The organism is Marinobacter sp. E2, assembly GCF_055755345.1.
Genome location: NZ_CM146911.1, coordinates 1,987,971 through 2,009,562, shown reverse-complemented (window position 1 = coordinate 2,009,562; position 21,592 = coordinate 1,987,971). Strand labels below are relative to the sequence as shown.

Annotated in this window: 16 protein-coding genes and 1 pseudogene; 16 read left to right on the top strand and 1 reads right to left on the bottom strand. The window is 59.9% G+C overall.

Features of this window, described 5'->3' with window-relative positions; all coding sequences use genetic code 11:
- The first annotated feature begins 105 nt into the window (after window positions 1-105).
- The 16 genes and pseudogenes from AC0J1C_RS09190 to cobA form a co-directional block, all read left to right on the top strand.
- On the top strand, window positions 106-3,375 hold the full coding sequence (locus AC0J1C_RS09190; protein ID WP_473043559.1) for a FimV/HubP family polar landmark protein: 3,270 nt from the start codon (window positions 106-108) through the stop codon (window positions 3,373-3,375).
- Window positions 3,376-3,479: 104 nt separating this feature from the next.
- On the top strand, window positions 3,480-4,388 hold the full coding sequence (gene truA / locus AC0J1C_RS09185; RefSeq protein ID WP_375192987.1) for a tRNA pseudouridine(38-40) synthase TruA: 909 nt from the start codon (window positions 3,480-3,482) through the stop codon (window positions 4,386-4,388).
- Window positions 4,385-5,014, top strand: a complete 630-nt coding sequence (locus tag AC0J1C_RS09180; RefSeq protein ID WP_375192988.1) for a phosphoribosylanthranilate isomerase — start codon at window positions 4,385-4,387, stop codon at window positions 5,012-5,014. Before truA ends, AC0J1C_RS09180 begins: the two co-directional genes overlap by 4 nt.
- Window positions 5,007-6,215 (top strand): tryptophan synthase subunit beta, encoded by a 1,209-nt coding sequence (trpB, locus tag AC0J1C_RS09175; RefSeq protein ID WP_375193030.1) that lies wholly within the window; start codon window positions 5,007-5,009, stop codon window positions 6,213-6,215. The genes AC0J1C_RS09180 and trpB overlap by 8 nt, the downstream gene beginning before the upstream one ends.
- Before the next feature lie 19 nt (window positions 6,216-6,234).
- Complete coding sequence (gene trpA, locus AC0J1C_RS09170) at window positions 6,235-7,047, top strand: tryptophan synthase subunit alpha (protein WP_473043558.1); 813 nt, start codon at window positions 6,235-6,237, stop codon at window positions 7,045-7,047.
- 46 nt (window positions 7,048-7,093) lie between these two features.
- Window positions 7,094-8,020 carry an acetyl-CoA carboxylase, carboxyltransferase subunit beta gene (gene accD, locus AC0J1C_RS09165; protein ID WP_473043557.1) on the top strand — a complete coding sequence of 309 codons (927 nt, stop codon included), beginning with the start codon at window positions 7,094-7,096 and terminating at the stop codon, window positions 8,018-8,020.
- Window positions 8,004-9,338, top strand: coding sequence for a bifunctional folylpolyglutamate synthase/dihydrofolate synthase (locus AC0J1C_RS09160; protein ID WP_375192991.1), 1,335 nt, complete (start codon window positions 8,004-8,006; stop codon window positions 9,336-9,338). Before accD ends, AC0J1C_RS09160 begins: the two co-directional genes overlap by 17 nt.
- A 108-nt stretch (window positions 9,339-9,446) precedes the next feature.
- Window positions 9,447-10,124, top strand: coding sequence for an SPOR domain-containing protein (locus tag AC0J1C_RS09155; RefSeq protein ID WP_473043556.1), 678 nt, complete (start codon window positions 9,447-9,449; stop codon window positions 10,122-10,124).
- Between the two features lie 92 nt (window positions 10,125-10,216).
- The gene (locus AC0J1C_RS09150) at window positions 10,217-10,786 is read left to right on the top strand and encodes a CvpA family protein (RefSeq protein ID WP_375192993.1); all 570 of its coding nucleotides are present in this window, start codon (window positions 10,217-10,219) and stop codon (window positions 10,784-10,786) included.
- Between the two features lie 34 nt (window positions 10,787-10,820).
- Window positions 10,821-12,347 (top strand): amidophosphoribosyltransferase, encoded by a 1,527-nt coding sequence (gene purF, locus AC0J1C_RS09145; protein WP_375192994.1) that lies wholly within the window; start codon window positions 10,821-10,823, stop codon window positions 12,345-12,347.
- 27 nt (window positions 12,348-12,374) lie between these two features.
- On the top strand, window positions 12,375-13,616 hold the full coding sequence (locus tag AC0J1C_RS09140; protein ID WP_473043554.1) for an O-succinylhomoserine sulfhydrylase: 1,242 nt from the start codon (window positions 12,375-12,377) through the stop codon (window positions 13,614-13,616).
- Window positions 13,617-13,622: 6 nt separating this feature from the next.
- Complete coding sequence (locus AC0J1C_RS09135) at window positions 13,623-16,247, top strand: DNA translocase FtsK (protein ID WP_473043553.1); 2,625 nt, start codon at window positions 13,623-13,625, stop codon at window positions 16,245-16,247.
- Window positions 16,248-16,307: 60 nt separating this feature from the next.
- Complete coding sequence (gene lolA, locus AC0J1C_RS09130) at window positions 16,308-16,925, top strand: outer membrane lipoprotein periplasmic chaperone LolA (protein ID WP_473046522.1); 618 nt, start codon at window positions 16,308-16,310, stop codon at window positions 16,923-16,925.
- On the top strand, window positions 16,925-18,262 hold the full coding sequence (locus AC0J1C_RS09125; protein WP_473043552.1) for a replication-associated recombination protein A: 1,338 nt from the start codon (window positions 16,925-16,927) through the stop codon (window positions 18,260-18,262). Before lolA ends, AC0J1C_RS09125 begins: the two co-directional genes overlap by 1 nt.
- An 89-nt stretch (window positions 18,263-18,351) precedes the next feature.
- Window positions 18,352-19,626: a serine--tRNA ligase gene (serS, locus tag AC0J1C_RS09120; protein ID WP_473043551.1), complete on the top strand. Its 1,275-nt coding sequence runs from the start codon at window positions 18,352-18,354 to the stop codon at window positions 19,624-19,626.
- 95 nt (window positions 19,627-19,721) lie between these two features.
- Window positions 19,722-20,477, top strand: a pseudogene (gene cobA, locus AC0J1C_RS09115) (uroporphyrinogen-III C-methyltransferase); the annotation flags it as partial.
- Between the two features lie 30 nt (window positions 20,478-20,507).
- Here the strand turns inward: cobA and AC0J1C_RS09110 are convergent.
- A complete protein-coding gene (locus AC0J1C_RS09110) occupies window positions 20,508-21,584 on the bottom strand; it encodes a 3-deoxy-7-phosphoheptulonate synthase (RefSeq protein WP_091985480.1) in 1,077 nt (358 codons plus the stop codon).
- Window positions 21,585-21,592: the final 8 nt, after the last annotated feature.

Genomic DNA, 21,592 nt, shown 5'->3' with positions numbered 1-21,592 from the left:
AGAACACATAATAACGAGAACGATCCAGACGGAAGTCATCCAACCTCGTCCGATTCTGTTTGAAAAAAAGCAGTAACGAATAACGGAGACTGGAAAGGAAAAAGCATGAAGGTACGCAAGCTTGCGGTTGCCCTGGCTCTGGCGGGAGGGCTCGGATCCGGCGTCGCACAGGCCCTGGGACTGGGTGAACTCGAACTTCAGTCCTATCTGAACGAGCCACTGGACGCGGAGATCACTTTGCCTCAGAGCCGAGGCATCAATCCAGCGGACGTGTTCGTCAATATTGCTTCACCCGAGGCCTATGAGCGCGTGGGGCTGGATCGCAACCAGTTTCTGAGCAAGCTCAGGTTCCAGGTGGTGCCGGGTAACGACGGTCGTCTTATCATCAACGTCTCTTCTCGCGAGCCCCTGCGCGAACCGTACCTCAATTTCCTGCTTGAGCTGACCTGGCCGAATGGCCGTTTGTTGCGGGAATACGCGGTGCTGGTTGATCCGCCAGTTTATGCCGAAGAGTCCGGTGTCGAGGAGCAGGTCAGTGCACCCGCCGTGAGCTCGACACAGTCAGCTCAGCAGCCGACCGCCGTACGCAGTGCCGAGTCTGCCAGGCGTCAGGCCCGGGCCGAGCAGTCTCTAAGCTCCGGCTACCGCGCCAACACCTTCGGTCCCACCGGTCCGTCCGACACCCTTTGGACAATTGCCTCGCAAGTTCGCCCGGACGACAGCGTGTCCATGCAGCAGGTGATGCTGGCAATCCAGGATCTGAATCCAGACGCCTTCATGGGCAACAACATCAACCGTCTCAAGCGGGGTGAGGTTCTCCGGATTCCTTCCATGGATCAGATTCAGAGCCGCTCCCGTGCCGAAGCCACCCGCCTGGTCGCCCAGCAGAATCAAGCCTTCCAGACGCCTCAGCGCACCGTAGACGCCACCGCAGAGCAGTCCGCAGGTTCGGCAGCACAGGGCGCCGGCGGTACAGGTGGTGATGAGCTCAAACTGATCGTAGCCAACGACGGCGACCAGCAGCCATCAGACAGTGGCTCAGCCGGTGGCGACGGCCAGCTGCCCGGTGGCGTTGATGCGGGCACCGCAGTCGCCATGGAAGAGCTCGAGAGTGCGCGGCGAGAGAACGCCGAACTGAACAGTCGCGTGGAAGATCTGCAGGATCAGGTTGAAACCCTGCAGCGTTTGCTGGAGCTGAAGAACACCCAGTTGGCCGAAATGCAGCAATCTGCTGCGACGGGCGATGAGGCTGCCGAGGGCGCCGGTGAGCCTGCAGAGACTGCATCAGCCGAAGCCGGGGCCGATGCCGGAGCGAGCCGGGCAGAGGCGGAAACGTCTGCAGAAAGTGCCGAGCCGACAACACCGGCCGAGGGCGACGATGCCTCCGGTGACATGGCGGATACCGAAACCGCCGGCGCTGAGGCGCAGGCGTCTGCGGAAAGCGCCAGAGAAGTGCCCGCCGACACGGCTCAGGAACCGGAACAGCCGGTGGCCGTGGATGCCGATGCAACAGCCGATTCCGATCCCTCGGATCTGGACGATACCTCGGCAGAGAGCGCCCCTGCGGCAACCCAGCCGGCTCAGTCTCAGCCGGAGGCCCAGCAGCCGGCGCCCAAGCCAACTCAGCCGGCCGCAGATAAAGGGTTCCCGGGCAACATCATTGATGCCATCACCAGTAATCCCATGTACCAGATTGCTCTTGGTGGCGGCCTCATTGTCCTGCTTCTGCTGTTGCTGCTGCTTGCCCGCAGGAACGCCAACCGCGAAAAAGCGTTTTACGAGCAGCTCAATAGCGAGTCAGACGAGGGTGCGGATTCCTTCGATCTCAGTCTTGAGGATGAGGGCCAGGAATCTGCAGAGGGCGATGCGATTGCCGAAGCTGACGCTTATATCGCTTATGGTCGTCACGATCAGGCGGCTCAAACCCTGGAAAACGCCATCTCCCGTGAGCCCAGCCGTACCGACCTTCGGCTGAAGCTTCTGAGCGTGTATGCCGATAACCAGGATCGGGACTCCTTCGAAAAGCAGTTTGGTGAAATTGAGGCGCTCGACGACGAAGACGCCGTTGCCAGTGCGAACGAGCTGCGTGCACGGCTTGAAGAAGCCGAATCCATGCCGAGCATCGATGATCTGGAGTCTGAGTTGCGTTCCGATTCCTTCACGGCTTCCAGAGAGGCTGCCGATGAGGATGAGTCGGATTACAGTGCGGATTTCGAGAGCGCATTTGCCAGTGAAACAGAAGAAGCCGGCGACGAAGACAAGCCGGCCTCCGATGAGCTTCTGGCCGATCAGTTCGACGCCGAGAAGGAAGAGCCGCAGGAAAACGAATTTGGGGAGTTCGATACGGACTTTGCAGACGTTGACCTGAGTGAGTTCGAAGAACAGGAATCCGATCAGGCTGAAACGTCAAAAGAAGAAAGCAAGGACGACATGATCGAGTTCGACCTGTCGGGTATCGAACTTGAATCGGACGACGACAAATCCGCTTCCTCGGAAGAAGTAACCGAGACGGGTGAATCTGGCGAGTGGGATCTTTCCTCCGAATTCGAGACCGATGTTGAAGAATCCGCGCAGACTGAGGTTCCCGATGATTTGTCTGAGGAAGAAGATCTGAGTCTCGATTTCGAGGCGTCGGACCTGACTGACGAGGAAACCGTTGCGGAAGAAGATTCCGGTTCGGATAAATCGGGTCAGAGCGAGGAAGAATCCGAAAGCGACCTGGAGTCGCTAGACGAGTCGTTCCTGGATGACCTGGATGCGGAACTCGACAAGGTGGCCGGCGAAGAGGACGAGCTTGGCGGCAGCGAAATGGAGGAGTCTTCGCTGGATGACCTCGAGCTGGATGTCTCTGATGAAGACCTGGCGCTGATGGAAGAGATCTCCGATTCCGGTGACTCTGCTAACCGGGATGATGAGCAGGAGTCGCTGGACGAAGAGCTCGGACTGGAGGATGCCCTGGGTGAGGACGATACCCTGGGCGATGTCGCTGGCGCAGGTCCCGAAGAAACCGTAGAGAGCGCGGAGGACCTTGAGCAGGAAGGGCTGGATACGCTGGAGAATGCCGAAGAGTCCGCTGACGCGAGCGCCGGGGAAGACGCCGAAGACGAACCCGAACTCCCGGTAGCCTCCGACGAGGTGGGTGGCAGCGAGAAAAAATCCGCGGTCGCTGACATCGACGAGAGCGAACTCGGTGACGACGATGATTTTGATTTCCTCGCCGGAACCGACGAAGCGGCCACCAAGCTGGATCTCGCCCGCGCCTATATCGAGATGGGTGATACTGACGGTGCCCGAGACATCCTCGAGGAAGTCGCACTTGAGGGTAACGAGGAGCAGAAGGCGGAAGCGCAAGATCTCCTTAAAAATCTGTCCTGATTCGTTATAATCAGGTTCAGGCAGCAAGCGCCGGCAACCGGAAGCAATTCCGGTAACAAGCCGGCGCTTTGCTTTTCAGGGCAACACTCATTCCGGGCCAGCATTTGTTCCTCCAGAACCCGCCATTGACCACCGATAACGCCATAGGCAATGGGCGCGTGATTATTGCATTTGAATACGACGGCCGGGGTTTTCACGGCTGGCAGTTGCAGAAGTCCGGTGTCCGGTCGGTGGAATCCGAGCTGGCCCGTGCCGTGAGCAAGGTTGCCGATCATCCGGTTGAGCTGGTGTGTGCCGGCAGGACCGATGCCGGGGTTCATGCCAGCTACCAGATTGCTCATTTCGATACGCCTTCGGTGCGTAACCTTCGCTCGTGGGTCATGGGTATCAACACTGCACTTCCCGAGGATATTGCCGTTCATTGGGCGGGTAACGGTGTTGGCGATTTTCACGCGCGCTTCTCGGCGACCTACCGGCGTTACCGGTACATCATTTACAACCATCCGGTCCGACCTGGCATTCAGAGGGGGCAGGTGAGCTGGACGTTCCGGCCGCTGGATGCCGACCGGATGCATCTGGCGGCCCAGGCACTGGTGGGCGAACACGATTTCTCGTCCTTTCGGGCAGCGGGTTGCCAGTCCAGGACACCAATCCGTTTTCTGGAGCGGATATCGGTAAGCCGAAAAAGGGACTTTGTCGTAATCGATGTTCAGGCGAATGCCTTTCTCCATCATATGGTTCGAAACATTGCCGGTGCGCTCATGGCGGTCGGGTCCGGCAAGGAGTCTGTCGAGTCAATTCGTGAGATACTGAACCAGAAGGACCGGACAGTTGCCGGTGTGACCGCGCCGCCACATGGTCTCTACCTGGTCGACGTGGGTTATCCAGGCGAGTTCGGCGTGCCGGAAGCCGAGTGTGGGCCCGGGTTTCTGAGGCCGTGGTTCACCCGTTCAGAAAACAGCCCGTTCGCCCCGACACACATTCATCCTAAACAACGGGTGACAGCACAATGATTGCACGGGTGAAAATCTGTGGGCTGACCCGCCCCGAGGATATTCGGGCCGCAGTGGAAAGCGGGGCCGATGCGATTGGTCTGGTGTTCTATCCGCCCAGCCCCAGAAGCGTGTCCCCGGCCCAGGCGCGGGCTCTGGCAAAGGAGGTACCCGCCTTTGTGACGGTTGTTGGTCTGTTCGTCAATCCCACCCGTGAAGATGTTGAGTCGGTTCTTGAGCAGGTGCCGTTGGACCTGCTTCAGTTCCATGGGGACGAAACGCCGTCGTTCTGTGCCGGATTCGCTCGCCGCTGGATCAAGGCCATACGGGTCAGGGAGCCGGGTCAGATTGAGCGGGCCTTTGCGGATTATCACGAAGCCTCAGGTCTGCTGGTCGATGCCTGGGATCCCGATCGCTATGGTGGTACCGGAAAAGTATTCAACTGGGACCTGATTCCCGAAGAGCGCCCACTGCCGCTCATATTGGCCGGCGGATTGTCATCTGATAACGTATTTGCCGCTGTGGAACAGGTCCGTCCCTGGGCTGTCGATGTCAGTGGTGGTGTAGAAAAAGACAAGGGCATCAAGGATATCCGGAAAATCTGTCACTTTATTAACGAGGTTCACCGTGTCTGTAAAACTGACTGAAGAAATGCTGAGCGCACTGCCGGATGCACGGGGTCATTTCGGGGCCTTCGGGGGGCGGTTTGTATCCGAGACCCTGATGGATTCCCTGATGACGCTGGAGAAGGAATATGCCCAGCTTAAGAAGGATCCTGAGTTCCAGGCGCGTTTTGATAAAGAGCTTGCGGACTACGTGGGCCGCCCGACGCCGCTGTATTTTGCCGAGCGTCTCACCCGGGAGACCGGTGGTGCCCAGATCTGGCTCAAGCGGGAGGATCTCTGCCACACCGGCGCTCACAAGGTTAATAACACCATCGGGCAGGCGCTGCTCGCCAGTTTTCTGGGCAAGAAGCGAATCATTGCCGAAACCGGTGCCGGACAGCACGGCGTTGCAACCGCGACCGTATGCGCTCGGTTGGGCCTTGAGTGCCACGTGTTCATGGGGGCCGAGGATGTTCAGCGCCAGTCTCTGAACGTGTTCCGTATGAAGCTGCTCGGGGCCACGGTTCATGCGGTTCAGAGCGGTACCAAGACACTGAAAGATGCCATGAACGACGCCATGCGTGACTGGGTGGCAAACGTCGACGATACCTTTTACATCATCGGCACTGTGGCCGGTCCGCACCCGTATCCGCTGCTGGTTCGTGATTTCCAGTCGGTGATCGGTCGCGAGACCCGTCGTCAGGCCCTCGAAAAAACCGGCAAGCTGCCCGATGCGCTCGTAGCCTGTGTAGGTGGCGGTTCGAACGCCATTGGCATGTTCTATCCGTTCCTGGCCGACGAGAGCGTGCAACTGTACGGCGTTGAGGCCGGCGGGCTGGGAATTGAAACCGGTAAACACGCCGCGCCCCTGTGCGCCGGTCGTCCCGGCGTGCTGCACGGTAACCGGACCTATCTGATGGAAGATGAGAACGGGCAGATTGCGGGTACACACTCGGTCAGCGCCGGTCTTGACTATCCGGGAGTTGGGCCCGAGCACAGCTGGCTGAAAGACATCGGTCGGGCGCAGTACGTGTCTGTCACCGACGACGAAGCCATGGAAGGGTTCCGTAAGCTGACCCGGGTCGAGGGTATCATGCCCGCCCTGGAGACGGCGCATGCCGTGGCTTATGCCATTCGACTGGCCGCCACCATGGATAAGGACCAGACCGTTGTGATCAACGTCTCTGGCCGCGGCGACAAGGACATCAACACGGTCGCCAAACTCGAAGGCATCGAGATCTGAACAATTGACAGGAGCAGGCATGAGCCGAATTGAAGGGGTTATGAAGGCCCTCAAAGGGCAGGGGCGCAGGGCACTTATTCCCTACATTACTGCGGGCGATCCACATCCGGATGTGACCGTTGATCTGATGCACGCACTGGTTAAGGCCGGTGCCGATATTATTGAACTGGGAGTGCCGTTCTCTGACCCCATGGCGGATGGCCCGGTTATCCAGCTGGCTTGCGAGCGGGCCCTCGTGCATGGCACCTCCCTGCGGCAGGTAATCGCCATGGTGCGGGAGTTCCGGAAAACCGACAACGATACGCCCGTGGTACTGATGGGGTACCTTAACCCGATGGAAGCCATGGGATATGAGACGTTTGCCGAGGCTGCCAAGGAAGCGGGCGTGGATGGTGTATTGACCGTTGACCTGCCACCCGAAGAGGCGGACGAAGTGGCACCCCTGTTTACACAGAGGAACCTGGATGCCATTTTCCTGCTGTCGCCGACCACCACCGATGAGCGTATTCGCGCAATCAGCGAACACTCTTCCGGCTATGTGTACTATGTTTCTATCAAGGGCGTAACGGGCTCGGCTACCATCAACGTCGACGAAGTGGCTGCCAGGGTGAGCCATATTCACGAATTGACGGCGTTGCCGGTGGGCGTTGGCTTCGGTATTCGCGACGCCGAGACGGCTGCTGCCATTGGTCGGGTATCCGATGGTGTAATTGTTGGCAGTGTCCTGGTCGATACAATAGCCAGAAATCAGGCAGATACCGATCAGCTCAAACGGGCCTTGACCGATCTGCTTCACCCGATGCGCGAAGCACTGGACAGTCTCGCCTCCTGATATCCGGGCGGCGGGGCAGACAGGCATCAAAGGACAGGATGACATCATGAGTAACTGGCTGGACAAGATCATGCCGAGCAAGATTCGCTCGGAATCCAAGCAAAGGACGGGCGTTCCCGAGGGGCTTTGGAAAAAATGCCCCAAATGCGGTGCCTTTCTTTACAAGCCGGAACTCGAGAAAAATCTGGACGTGTGCCCCAAGTGCAACCACCACCTGCGCGTGTCCGCCCGCCGGCGTCTGGATATCTTCCTCGACGAAGATGGCCGTGAGGAGATTGCCGCGGAACTGGAGCCGTGGGATCGACTCAAGTTCAAGGACAGCAAACGCTACAAGGATCGCCTCTCCCAGGCCCAGAAAGGGACCGGTGAGAAAGATGCGCTAGTGGCCATGAAAGGCGCCACGATGGGGGTTCCGCTGGTGGCCTGCGCGTTCGAGTTCAACTTCCTGGGCGGCTCCATGGGGCAGGTGGTTGGCGAGAAGTTCGTTCAGGCAGCCAACGTGGCATTGGAAGAGCGCATCCCCCTGGTGTGTTTCTCGGCCAGTGGCGGTGCCCGGATGCAGGAAGCCATTCTTTCCCTGATGCAGATGTCCAAGACCGCTGCGGTGCTGGAGCGCATGAAGCAGGAGGGCATTCCCTACATATCCGTGATGACCGATCCGGTGTTTGGCGGTGTGTCAGCCAGTCTGGCGATGCTGGGCGACCTGAACATTGCCGAGCCCAACGCCCTGATTGGCTTTGCCGGCCCCCGGGTTATCGAACAGACGGTCCGGGAACAGTTGCCGGAAGGCTTCCAGCGGAGTGAATTCTTGCTGGATCACGGGGCCATCGACATGATCCTGCACCGGCACCAGATGCGCGAGCGCATCGCCCACGTTCTGGCCAAGTTTACCGGTCAGGAGCGGCCCGGAACCGAAGAGCCCATCGAGTTCGAAGTGTCTGAAAAGCCCGAAACCGATGCCCCGACCGAGTAACACCTCCGCGGCCCTGGCTTCCCCAGGGCCCGGCTCCACTGTCGATCAGTGGCTTGCCTACCTGGAAGCGATCCACCCGAAAGAGATTGATCTTGGACTGGATCGTGTGCTGCTGGTGCTGCGTAAGCTCTTTCCTCGAAAACCTTCGGCCCGCATCATTACGGTCGCCGGTACGAACGGCAAGGGCAGCGCGGTGGCCGCTCTTGAGACGCTGCTTCGGGCCGCCGGGCGCAGTACCGGGGCCTACACCTCTCCGCATCTGCAGAACTATAACGAACGGGTGCGTCTTGATGGTACTGACATATCGGACCAGGCGCTGATCCGGGCCTTCGAGGCCGTTGAGAAGGCCCGGGGACGAGTGTCGTTGTCCTACTTCGAGTTCGGAACCCTGGCGGCCTTTGTCGCTTTCGCAGAAGCGGGTGTCCAGGACTGGATTCTTGAAGTCGGTCTGGGCGGACGGTTGGATGCCGTGAATACCCTGGACGCCGACTTTGTCATTCTCACATCGGTCGATATCGATCATGTCGCCTACCTCGGCGACAACCGGGAGGTTATTGGCTTCGAGAAAGCCGGTGTTCTCCGCCCGGGCATTCCGGCCGTGTACGCGGATGTCGATCCGCCATCATCGGTGCTACAGCAGGTGGCCGCCCAAAAGGTCGGACTGGCCATGCTGAACCGGGACTATACACTTTCTGATCCGGACGGCGCTCAAGCTGGCCCGGGACATCTGCTGTTGCGTTACCGGGGAGAGACCATTCGAATTCCGGATGGACCGCTGCCTGTGAACAGCGTTGCCGCAGCGGTGGTTGCCATTCGTCGTCTGGAACCTGATCTGGCTACTGAGACGGTCGAGAAGGCGCTGAGCGGGCTCCGAGTGCCAGGTCGGTTTGAACAGCTCGGTCGTGAGCCAGCCGTCTACGTGGATGTCGGGCACAATCCCCACGCCGCCACCTGGCTTGCGGGGCGCCTGAACCGATTGAAACGTCCCGGGGTGCGTATTCACGGCGTGTACGGTGCCCTGTCGGATAAGGATGTGGAAGGGGTGGCTGCCGCCCTCTCGGGTGTGGTGGACGCCTGGTACCTTGGTGGTCTGTCCGTTCCCAGGGGGTTGTCTGACCGTGCGCTTGAGGACCGACTGGCCACGGCAGAGTTGCCAGAGGTAACGGCTTTTGCAACGGTCACCGAAGCCCTCCAGGCCGCATTGTCGAGTGCCGGGCCCGCCGACCTCGTGATTGCGTTCGGCTCTTTTTTCACCGTGGCAGAGGCGAGAGACTATCTGGCGGCAGCGTCCGGTTCATTGGCGGCCATTCCGTCTTAAACTTTGTCCATGCCGGGCTGTGAGACTTTGAGTTCGACCGGCGGGACCGTTAGTATCTGCGGGTAAGCGCTTTTGCCAGCGCGGCGACAACAGTGGGGAGCCTAGAACGTGGATGGATTGAAGCAGAGAATCATCGGGGCACTGGTCCTTGTTTCCCTCGCGGTTATCTTCGTTCCCATGCTCTTCGATGAGCCCCACACCGAGCGCACCTCCACCACCATCAATATCCCTGAAGAGCCGCCATTTCCTGAGGTAGAGGCACCGGAAACCACGCTGCCGGCGACGCCCGCACAATCCCCCGGCCAGTCTGATGAACCCGGATACCGTATCCTTGAAGAAGCGCCACCGGAGACTTCCACTGCGGCGCCTGGACAGCTGACGGCTCCGGAGCGCGAGACCTCTGGCCAATCCGCGCAGACAGCACAGCCAGTTGCCGAGACCGGCGAATCTGCTGCCAGCGAAACCGTAGCCCCTGCACCTGCTGAAACAGAAAGCAGTCAGGCGAAGAGCACCGAAACGGAGTCCGCCGAGTACCAGCGTTCTCTGGAGGGCGCCTGGGTGGTTCAATTAGGCAGCTTTGGCAATGCGGATAACGCCAGGCGTCTTCGTGACCGTGTCCGGGAGAAGGGATACGGTTCCCATCTGCAGCAGGTCACGCAGGGTGACACGACCTTCACACGCGTATTCAGCGGACCCTTCGCCACGGAATCCGAGGCCAAGGCAGCCAAACGCGCATTGGACGACGCCTTTGGCCTGAACAGTCTGGTAACCTCCGGCGGAAAATAACGCCTTGCGGCAGCCTTTATGTGCTCAAGGCGGTTTGGTGAGCGGGGGTTTCCTGATAGAATTCGCGCTTCCTTTTCTCCACCGGGTTTTCCATGGAAGCGCTGATCTGGATTGACTGGGTCATCATCGCCCTGATTACAGTTTCCACGCTCATCAGCCTGAAGCGGGGCTTTGTCAAAGAAGCTCTTTCTCTGGTGACCTGGGTCGGCGCGTTCATTCTGGCCCGAACGTTTCATCCGCAGATGCAAACCCTGCTGGAAAGCACCGTCGAGACCCCGCTGGTGCGTCTTATCGCGGCTTTCGCCATTCTGTTCTTCGGAACCCTCATCATTGGTGCGATCATCAACAACATGATCGGGCATCTGGTCCGGGCAACCGGCCTGTCGGCCACCGACAGGGTTCTTGGCATGGGGTTCGGTCTGCTGCGCGGTGTGGTGGTGGTGATCGTGGCGATTGCCTTCACCCGCTACACGCCCCTGGCACAGGACACCTGGTGGCGGACATCGATCATCATCGATCGTCTGGCAGTGGTTGAGGACTGGTCGCGGCGAACCCTGGGCGACGAATTTGCCCGGTTTCTGGGGCCGGCACCGGAGCAGGCGCCGGTACCGGATACAGATCTACTGCAAGAAGGCGTGGAACCTGCGTCCGCGTCCCGCTAACATTCAGTTTTAACACTCGGAGACTTCCTTATCCATGTGTGGCATTGTCGGCATCGTCAGTACTACCAACGTCAATCAGTCGCTTTATGATGCGCTGACTGTACTTCAGCACCGGGGCCAGGACGCGGCGGGCATTGTTACGTTTCAGGATGATCGCTTCTATTTGCGCAAGGACAACGGCCTTGTACGGGATGTGTTCCATACCCGTCATATGCGCCGGCTGGTGGGCAATGTCGGTATCGGTCATGTCCGGTACCCGACCGCCGGAAGCTCCAGTTCCGCAGAGGCCCAGCCGTTCTATGTCAACAGCCCCTATGGCATAACCCTGGCCCACAACGGCAACCTCACCAACGCCGATGAACTGAGCCGTGACCTGTTCCGCACCGACCTGCGGCACATCAACACCAATTCGGATTCGGAAGTCCTGCTCAACGTGTTTGCCCACGAATTGCAGAAGCTGGGCAAGCTGGACCCCACCAAGGACGAAATCTTTTCGGCCGTACGGGCGGTGCACAAGCGCTGTCGGGGCGCCTACGCGGTAATCGCGATGATCACCGGCTACGGCATTGTCGGATTCCGGGACCCCAATGGTATTCGCCCCGCGTGCTATGGAGAGCGCACCTCCGAGGACGGACGCAAGGAATACATGATTGCCTCCGAAAGCGTTGCCCTTAGCGCCGCCGGTTACAGCCTGGTGCGCGACATTGCACCGGGTGAGGCAGTTTACATTGAAACCGACGGCACCCTGTACACCCAGCAGTGCGCAGAAGATCCACACCTGTATCCGTGCATTTTCGAGCACGTGTACTTCGCGCGCCCGGACTCGATCATAGACAAGGTGTCGGTGTACAAGGCCCGCCTGCGCATGGGCGAGACGCTGGCTGAAAAGGTGCTCAGGGATTTCCCGGATCATGATATCGACGTGGTCATGCCGATCCCTGACACCAGTCGCACCTCCGCCATGCAGATGGCTCACCGGCTGGGCGTCAAATTCCGCGAAGGCTTTATCAAGAATCGCTATATTGGCCGGACCTTCATCATGCCTGGCCAGAAGATGCGGAAGAAGTCGGTGCGTCAGAAGCTTAATCCGATTGACCTGGAATTCCGTGGCAAGAACGTGATGCTGGTGGACGATTCCATCGTGCGGGGCACTACCTGCAAGGAAATTGTCCAGATGGCGCGGGACGCCGGTGCCCGCAAGGTTTACTTTGCGTCTGCGGCGCCTCCTGTGCGCTACCCCAACGTCTACGGTATCGACATGCCTTCGGCCAGTGAGCTGATCGCCCACGACCGTACCGAAGAACAGATCCGGGAGCTGATCGGAGCTGACTGGCTGTTGTACCAGGACCTTGAGGACCTGGTGACCTGCGTCAGTGACGTTAATGAAAACATCGAAGGCTGGGAGTGTTCGGTGTTCACCGGGAACTATGTCACTGGAGACGTGGACGACGCCTACCTGAACCGGCTGGAAGAGATGCGCAATGATGAGAAGCGCTTCGAGAGTGCCGGCGCCACCTCCGGCGATAATGCCATTATTGACCTGTACAATGACGAAGACTGAAGTAGCCCACGGGGGCAGGAGACGTTCATGACCTTTCGCCGCGAAGAAACTGTCTGGATTCCGGAATCGGATCTGGAGGGAATGTCGGTTGATACCCTGGCGGTGAGGGCAGGGCAGATCCGCTCAGGGCAGTTGGAGCACAGTGATGCGATCTATCCGACCTCCAGCTTTGTCTACGGGAGCGCGGCCCAGGCTGCCGCGCGCTTTGGTGGCGATGAGCCGGGCAACATCTACTCCCGTTTCACCAATCCCACGGTACAGGCATTCGAGGCCCGGATAGCCGCCATGGAAGGGGGAGAGCGTGCGGTGGCAACGGCTTCGGGCATGGCGGCCATCCTCAGCACCTGCATGGCATTGCTCAAAAGCGGTGACCATGTGATCTGTTCACGGGGCGTGTTTGGCACAACCAATGTGCTTTTCCAGAAATATCTGGCCCGTTTCGGTGTGGAGACAACGTTTGTGAGCCTGACGGACCTCGAGGAGTGGACGTCGGCGATTCGCCCCGAGACACGTATGCTGTTTATCGAGACGCCGTCCAATCCGCTGTGCGAAGTGGCGGACATGGACGCTCTCTCACGACTTGCCCGCGAGAACGACGCGCTGTTCGTAGTGGACAACTGCTTCTGCACGCCGGTGCTGCAGCGGCCATTGGAGCAAGGGGCCGACATCGTGATCCACTCCGCCACCAAATACCTCGACGGCCAGGGCCGTTGCGTTGGTGGCGTGGTGGTCGGTGATCACAAGACCATGGAAGAGGTTTATGGCTTTCTGAGATCCGCCGGGCCCACTATGAGCCCCTTCAACGCGTGGGTGTTCCAGAAGGGTCTGGAAACCTTACCAATCCGTATGCGCGCCCACTGTGACAATGCGTTAGAGTTGGCCCTGTGGCTCGAGCAGCAGGCGGAGGTTGAGCAGGTATTCTATGCCGGGCTTGAAAGCCACCCACAGCACACGTTGGCGAAAAAGCAACAGAGCGGATTCGGTGGCGTTCTGTCATTCCAGGTCAAGGGTGCGCGTGATGAGGCCTGGCGCTTTATTGACGCAACCCGGATGATTTCCATTACTGCCAATCTGGGCGACGTGAAGACCACCATTACTCATCCGGCCACCACCACTCACGGGCGGTTGTCGCCGGAAGACAAGGAGCGGGCCGGCATCACGGAGAACCTGATCCGGATTTCTGTCGGCATCGAGGCAGTCGAAGACCTGAAAACCGACCTCAATCGGGGGTTCCAGGCGCTTCGGAACGCACGAAACGAAAACGTCTGAGCATTCATGGCCGAATCTGCAAAAGCGAAGAAAGCACCACAGGAACTGACAGAGAAGCAGCTGCGCTTTCGCCGCCTTGCCGCACAGGGTGCCCGCGAGGGTGCAGTGATTGCCCTGATCGCCCTGGCGATCTACCTGGCCATGGCGTTGGTGACCTTCAGCCCCTCTGATCCCGGCTGGGCCAGCATCGGCCATGACACCCGCGTGGATAACTATGCGGGCAGAACCGGGGCCTGGCTGGCCAGCCTGTTTATGGATTTCTTCGGACAGGTTGCCTATCTGTTCCCGCTGATGATCGCCGGTTACGCGTTGATGCTGATCCGCCGTCGCAATGATTCCCTGGACCTCCACTGGCCACTTTTCCTGATGCGGTTCGGCGGTTTCATTCTGATTCTCCTGTCTGCAACCAGTCTGCTGTCGCTGTATTCCGTGTTCGGGCTCGGTGTGTCCTCCGGCGGCGTGCTGGGTACCGCCGTGGCTGATGCCATGGTGCGGTTCTTCAACCTGCCTGCCACCACCTTGCTGCTGATAGCGATCTTCCTGTTTGCCCTGACGGTGACGACTGGTCTGTCCTGGTTCTGGCTGATGGATCAGGTCGGCGGGCTAACCCTGAAGACCGGTCAGGCCATTCGTAACCTCTTCGCTGGCAAAGGCAAGGCCGATAAAACACCGGCGCGCCCTCAGCCGGCGCCTGCCCGGACTTCTCCGCCAGCCAAGGAGCCACCGGTGGTCAGCGACCGGGTTGCGGAACCCGAGCGGAAAAAGCCCCGTACCGGTTCTGAAAAGCCGCGTGGGGACAAGCTCCGCTGGTGGCAGCGTATTCCCGGTTTCCGGCCCAAACAGGCCGCCAAGGCAGGCTCTACTCCCGATGATTCCCTTGCCAGGAAAGAACCGGCGCTGGGCGGATTCTCCGCCGGCGACGATCCGGAGCCGGCAAGGCTGGAAAGCTTCAGCTCCCGCGACGATACGGTGGCCGATGTCGAGCCCCGGCTCAGCGCCGCGAAAGGCTCGCCGCAGCCGGCTTCCCGGTCGGTGAAGATCTCGCCGTTCAAAAAAGACGAGCAGCCGGCCAAGGCGAAGGATAAGGACAACCGGCAGCCGTCGTTGTTGGAGGACATCGAAAGCCCGATCCCCCCGATTTCGCTTCTTGATCCGCCCGAGGAGCACAAGGAAAAAGGGTATTCCGAGGAATCCCTGGAACACATGTCGCGGTTGCTGGAAGAGAAACTGGCGGACTTCGGAGTATCGGTCGAGGTGGTGGAAGTAAACCCCGGGCCGGTGATCACCCGCTTTGAAATCAAGCCCGCCCCCGGGGTCAAGGTGAGCAAGATCTCCAACCTTGCCAAGGACCTTGCCCGTTCACTGGCGGTGCTGAGTGTTCGCGTTGTGGAGGTAATCCCCGGCAAGTCCGTGGTTGGTATCGAAATTCCCAATGAGGAACGGGAGATCGTTCGTCTCAGTGAAGTACTGGGTGCCAGGGTTTTCGAGGAATCGAGTTCACCGCTCACCCTCGCACTGGGTAACGACATTGGCGGAAACCCGATGGTGGCCAATCTGGCCAAGATGCCACACCTCCTGGTAGCCGGCACCACCGGCTCCGGTAAATCGGTTGGCGTCAACGCCATGCTTCTGAGCATGCTGCTGAAGGCGGGCCCGGACGATGTCCGGTTCATCATGGTCGACCCGAAGATGCTGGAGCTCAGCATCTACGATGGCATTCCCCATTTGCTGGCGCCGGTGGTCACCGATATGAAAGAAGCCGCCAATGCGCTGCGCTGGTGCGTTGCGGAAATGGAGCGCCGGTACCGACTGATGGCCAGTCTCGGCGTCCGGAACATTGCCGGTTACAACCGCAAGATCAAGGATGCCATGGCTGCCGGTGAGCCTATTCTGGACCCGCTCTGGAAGCCGGATGAATATCTGGCGAACGATGAACAGGAGCGGCCCGAGCTGGAAACGCTGCCGTTCATTGTGGTGGTGATCGATGAATTCGCCGACATGATGATGATCGTTGGCAAGAAGGTTGAGGAACTGATTGCCCGGATTGCCCAGAAGGCAAGGGCGGCGGGTATTCATCTGATTCTGGCCACCCAGCGGCCATCCGTGGATGTGATCACCGGCCTGATCAAGGCCAACATACCCACCCGGATGTCGTTCCAGGTGTCCTCGAAAATAGACTCGCGTACGGTACTGGACCAGGGCGGGGCAGAGCAGTTGCTTGGGCATGGTGACATGCTGTATCTGCCGCCGGGCTCGGGTTTGCCAGTGCGTGTCCACGGCGCCTTTGTGGATGACGATGAAGTGCATCGGGTGGTCAGCGCCTGGAAGGCCCGCGGCGAGCCAGTGTACGTCGACGATGTGCTCAGCGGTGCCGAGGGCGAGAGTCTGCCCGGCGTGCCCAGTCTGGCCGAAGGCGGTGGCGACAGCGAAGGCGATGCGCTCTACGACGAGGCAGTTGCATTTGTAACCGAGGGCAGACGGGTGTCGATTTCTTCGGTGCAGCGAAAATTCAAGATTGGTTATAACCGGGCGGCCAACCTGGTGGACGCCATGGAGGCCTCCGGTGTGGTCAGCGCTGCCGGTCATAACGGTGCCCGCGAAGTTCTGGCGCCGCCACCCCCGAGAGACTAGGAGCAAACACCTATGGGACAGTCCCTCCTGAAATCCCTGTTTACCCTGCTGGCACTGGCGATGATGGCCACTCCGGCTGCCGCCGCAGAATCCGCCAAGGCGAATGGTGTGAAACTCGGCGCTGATGAGCTGGCGCGGGCGCTCGAGAGCTACCAGTCGTATCAGGCGGACTTCATCCAGATTGTGGTGAATGAAAACGGAAACCGGGTTCAGGAAACCCGTGGCTCACTCAAGGCCAAACGGCCCGGGATGTTCTACTGGGAGACCAGCGCGCCCCTGTCGCAGTTTATCGTCAGTGATGGCGACACGGTTGAAGTCTACGACCCGGATCTGGAGCAGGTGACCATCCACGACCTTGACGACCGGGTTCAGTCCACACCCGCACTTCTACTCAGCGGTGAGGTGGATGACCTCGAAAAAACCTACCGGGTTTCCGGTCGCAGCATGGGTGAGCACACCCGGGAATATACCCTGGAGCCACGCAGCCCGGATTCTCTGTTCACGTCGCTGCGGTTGACCTTCTTCGACGGTGAGCTCCAGGAGATGCGGATGCAGGATTCCCTGGGTCAGCTCAGTATCCTCAGTTTCGACGACATTCGCTTGAACGAACCCGTTGAGGCCAGCGCTTTCACCCTCGAGTACCCGGAGGGTGTGGATATCATTCGGGACGGGGCCTGATGCAGGATAGCCTGTTCGCGGAGGCCTCGGGCTTCCGTCCACTGGCCTCCCGGATGCGCCCGTCAACGCTGGACGATTACGTGGGTCAGGCCCATCTGGTGGGCCCAGGCAAGCCGCTGCGGAGGGCGGTGGAACAGGGTCAGCTGCATTCGATGATTCTGTGGGGACCACCGGGCGTTGGTAAAACCACCTTTGCCCAGCTCCTCGCCAATGTCAGCGACCTGAGCTTCGAGACCGTCTCGGCCGTGCTCAGTGGCGTGAAAGAAATCCGCGCCGTTGTCGAACGTGCCCGTAACCGGAAGCAGTCTCAGGGCCGCGACACGCTGCTCTTCGTGGATGAAGTGCATCGTTTCAATAAAAGCCAGCAGGATGCCTTCCTGCCGCACATTGAGGATGGCACCTTTATTTTTGTCGGTGCCACTACCGAGAACCCCTCCTTCGAACTGAACAGCGCCCTGTTGTCCCGCACCCGTGTCTACGTCCTGAAGAATCTCGAAGAAGACGATATCCTCAAATTGCTGAGTCGTGCCCTGACTTCGGAAGAGGGATTCGGGGGACGACTGTCGGTGGATGAGAGCGTTCTTGCAGTGATGGCGTCGGCTTCCGGCGGCGACGCCCGAAGAGCTCTCAATATTCTGGAGGTGGCCGCGGACCTCGCAGAGCCGGACGCTTCAGGTGTCGAGCGTGTGACCGCAGAGCACCTTGAGCAGGTGATGCAAACCAGCCTGCGGCGGTTCGATAAAGGCGGTGACGTTTTCTACGATCAGATCTCCGCACTGCACAAGTCTGTCCGTGGGTCCGATCCAGACGGTTCGCTTTACTGGTTGTGCCGGATGCTGGATGGCGGTTGCGACCCACTGTACGTGGCCCGTCGTCTGGTGCGGATTGCCAGCGAGGATATTGGCAATGCCGATCCCCGCGCGCTCCAGCTCAGCATGGATGCCTGGGAGGCACAGGAACGGCTGGGCTCGCCCGAGGGCGAGCTGGCTCTGGCCCAGGCAGTCACCTACCTCGCCCTGGCGCCCAAGAGCAATGCGGTGTACAAGGCCTTCAACCAGTGCATGGCCGACATTCGCCAGGACCCGGACTATGAGGTGCCGGTACACCTGCGCAACGCGCCCACCAAGCTCATGAAAAGCATGGGTCACGGTGATACCTACCGCTATGCCCATGACGAGCCGGACGCCTTTGCCGCCGGCGAATCCTACCTTCCAGAGGCCATCCACCAGCGCCGTTACTACCAGCCTGTGGACCGGGGCCTGGAAATCAAGCTGGCGGAGAAGCGCCAGCGCCTCGATGCCCGGAACGCAGAGAGCGCCAACAAGCGCTACCGCTGAGTCCCTCTGGCCCCGCTAGCCACCAGCAGCTGTGCAGGTATAATGGCCAGTCATTCATCCCATCGCTAACCGAAAGATTCAGGATAAACATGCTCGATCCCAAACGTGTCCGTACCCAGACAGAAGAGATCGCCCGCAGGCTGGCCATCAAGAACTACGATTTTGATGTGGCGGCTTTTGAACAGCTTGAGGAGCGTCGTCGTGCCATCCAGGTACGCACGGAAACCCTGCAGAGCGAGCAGAACAAACGGTCCAAATCCATCGGCAAGGCCAAGGCGGCGGGTGAGGACATCCAGCCTCTGCTGGACGAGGTGGAGAACCTGAAAAAGCAGAGGTCCGAGGCCGAAGATGAGCTCCGTTCACTCCAGGAAGAGTTGAACGCCTTCCTGGCCGGCATCCCCAATCTCCCGGACGAAGACGTGCCACCGGGCGCGGACGAAGACGATAACGTCGAGATTCGCACCTGGGGCACCCCGAAGGCGTTTGATTTCGAACCCCGGGATCACGTGGCCCTGGGCGAAGGGCTCAAAGGACTGGATTTCGAAACCGCCAGCCGTCTGGCGCGCTCCCGCTTCGCGGTGATGCGTGGGCCGGTTGCCCGGCTGCATCGCGCGCTGGCCCAGTTCATGCTGGATCTGCATACCCGGGACCACGGCTACCAGGAAACCTACGTTCCCTATCTGGTGAACGCCGACACGCTTTACGGGACCGGTCAGTTGCCCAAGTTTGAGGAAGACCTGTTCCGGATGGAGGGGGAGAATCCGCTTTACCTGATCCCGACCGCCGAGGTGCCGGCTACCAACCTGGTGTCGGACACCATCCTCGACGCCAGCGAGCTGCCGCTGCAGATGGTCTGCCATACACCGTGTTTCCGCAGTGAGGCCGGTTCGTATGGGCGCGACACTCGGGGCATGATCCGGCAGCACCAGTTTGACAAGGTGGAGCTGGTGCACGTTGTACGACCGGAGGATTCCGAGGCCGCTCTCGAGGCCTTGACCGGCCACGCCGAAAAAGTTCTTCAGCTGCTGGAACTTCCGTACCGCGTTGTGGCCCTGTGCGGCGGCGATATGGGCTTCTCTGCGGCAAAAACCTACGACCTGGAAGTGTGGCTGCCTGGGCAGCAGAAGTTCCGTGAAATCTCCTCCTGCTCCAATACCCGCGATTTCCAGGCACGGCGCATGCATGCACGTTGGCGTAACCCGGACACCGGAAAGCCGGAGCCTGTGCACACCCTGAACGGGTCGGGGCTTGCGGTAGGACGCGCCCTGATCGCGGTAATGGAGAACTACCAGCAGGCGGACGGCAGCATTCTGGTTCCGGAGGTCCTCAAGCCATACATGGGAGGCATTGACCGAATCCAATGACTGATCCGAAGCAAGTCGCACCAGGGAAGGGCGTTGGTGCAACGCCTGCACCAATCCGGTACAGGAAGAATCCGGTAACCTCGAATCCCAACACCTCGGCCGGCGAGGTGGCTCTGGTCGGGGCCGGGCCGGGCGACCCGGAACTGCTCACGCTCAAGGCCTGGCGACTGATCACTTCCGCTGAGGTGGTTCTGTACGATCGACTGGTGTCACCGGAGATTCTGGCGCTGATTCCCGAATCGGCCGAGCGGATTCATGTGGGCAAGCAGCGTGCGAACCACACCCTGCCACAGGATCAGATCAACCAGAGATTGGTAGACCTGGCCCGGCAGGGCCGCAAGGTCGTGCGACTCAAGGGGGGCGATCCCTTTATTTTCGGGCGTGGCGGCGAAGAGATCGAGACCCTGGCCGACGCTGGCGTTCGTTTCCAGGTGGTGCCGGGGATCACTGCGGCGTCTGGGTGTGCCGCTTACGCAGGCATTCCGCTGACGCACCGTGATTACGCCCAGTCGGTCCGGTTTGTCACCGGTCACCTCAAGAACGACACCTGCGACCTTCCCTGGAAGGACTTTGTCCAGAATAATCAGACCCTGGTGTTCTACATGGGGCTTGTTGGATTGCCCATCATCTGCCGCCAACTGGTGGCGCACGGCATGTCGCCGGAGATGCCGGTGGCTCTGGTTTCAAAAGGCACCACGCCGGAGCAGCGTGTGGTGACCGGTAATCTGGATAACATCGTCGAGCGCGTGCAGGCCGAGGAAGTTCAGCCTCCCACCCTGGTGATCATCGGGCAGGTTGTTGCTTTGAGAGAGCGGCTTGACTGGATCGGTGGGGTAACCGCGGGGAGCTGAAGCTCCCCGACTGTTTTGTGAGGGGAGGCCTCAGCCAACCTTGCGCTTGGGCAGTACGTCCTTGAGTTTCTCCCGCATGTCCCGAATGGCCTTTTCCGTGGTCGGCCAGTCGATGCAGGCGTCGGTGATGGACACCCCGTATTTCAGGTCTGCCAGGTTGTCCGGAATCGACTGGTTGCCCCAGTTGATATTGCTCTCAACCATCAGGCTCTGAATGGACGAATTACCTTCCAGAATCTGGTGGGTGACGTCCTGCATCACCAGCGGCTGGATGGCCGGGTCCTTGCTCGAGTTGGCGTGGCTGCAGTCGATCATGATGGACTTGCGCAGGCCGGACTTCTCCAGCGCCTGCTCGCAGAGCGCAACGCTGACGGAATCGTAGTTGGGTTTGCCACCACCGCCGCGCAGTACCACGTGGCCGTAGTTGTTGCCCTTGGTCCGGATGATGGCCACCTGGCCCTGCTGGTCGATGCCGAGGAAACTGTGTGGGTGTGATACCGATTTCATGGCATTCACCGCCACATCAAGGCTACCGTCGGTGCCGTTCTTGAAGCCAATCGCCATGGACAGGCCACTGCTCATTTCGCGATGAGTCTGGGACTCGGTGGTGCGTGCGCCGATGGCGGACCAGGCGATGGTGTCCTGCAGGTACTGGGGCGAAATCGGATCCAGTGCCTCTGTTGCCGCCGGCAGGCCCAGTTCGTTGATGTCCAGCAGCAACCGACGGCCAATGTGCAGGCCCTGTTCGATATCGAAGGTGTCGTTCAGGTGCGGGTCGTTGATCAGGCCTTTCCAGCCAACGGTTGTCCGCGGCTTTTCGAAATAGACACGCATGACGATCAGCAGGGTATCGCTGACTTCATCAGCGAGTTTCTTCAGGCGAGTGGCGTAATCGCGCGCGGCCTCAACATCGTGGATGGAGCAGGGGCCCACCACTACAAACAGGCGATGGTCCTTGCCGTCCATGATGTCGTAAATGGCCTGGCGGCCTTTGGCGACGGTGTCCGCGGCCTTCTCGGAGAGCGGCATCTCCTTTTTCAGCGCCTCAGGAGTAATCAGTGTTTCCTGGCTCGCCACGTTCAGATTCTCAAGTTTGTTGCCCGACATGTTGTTCT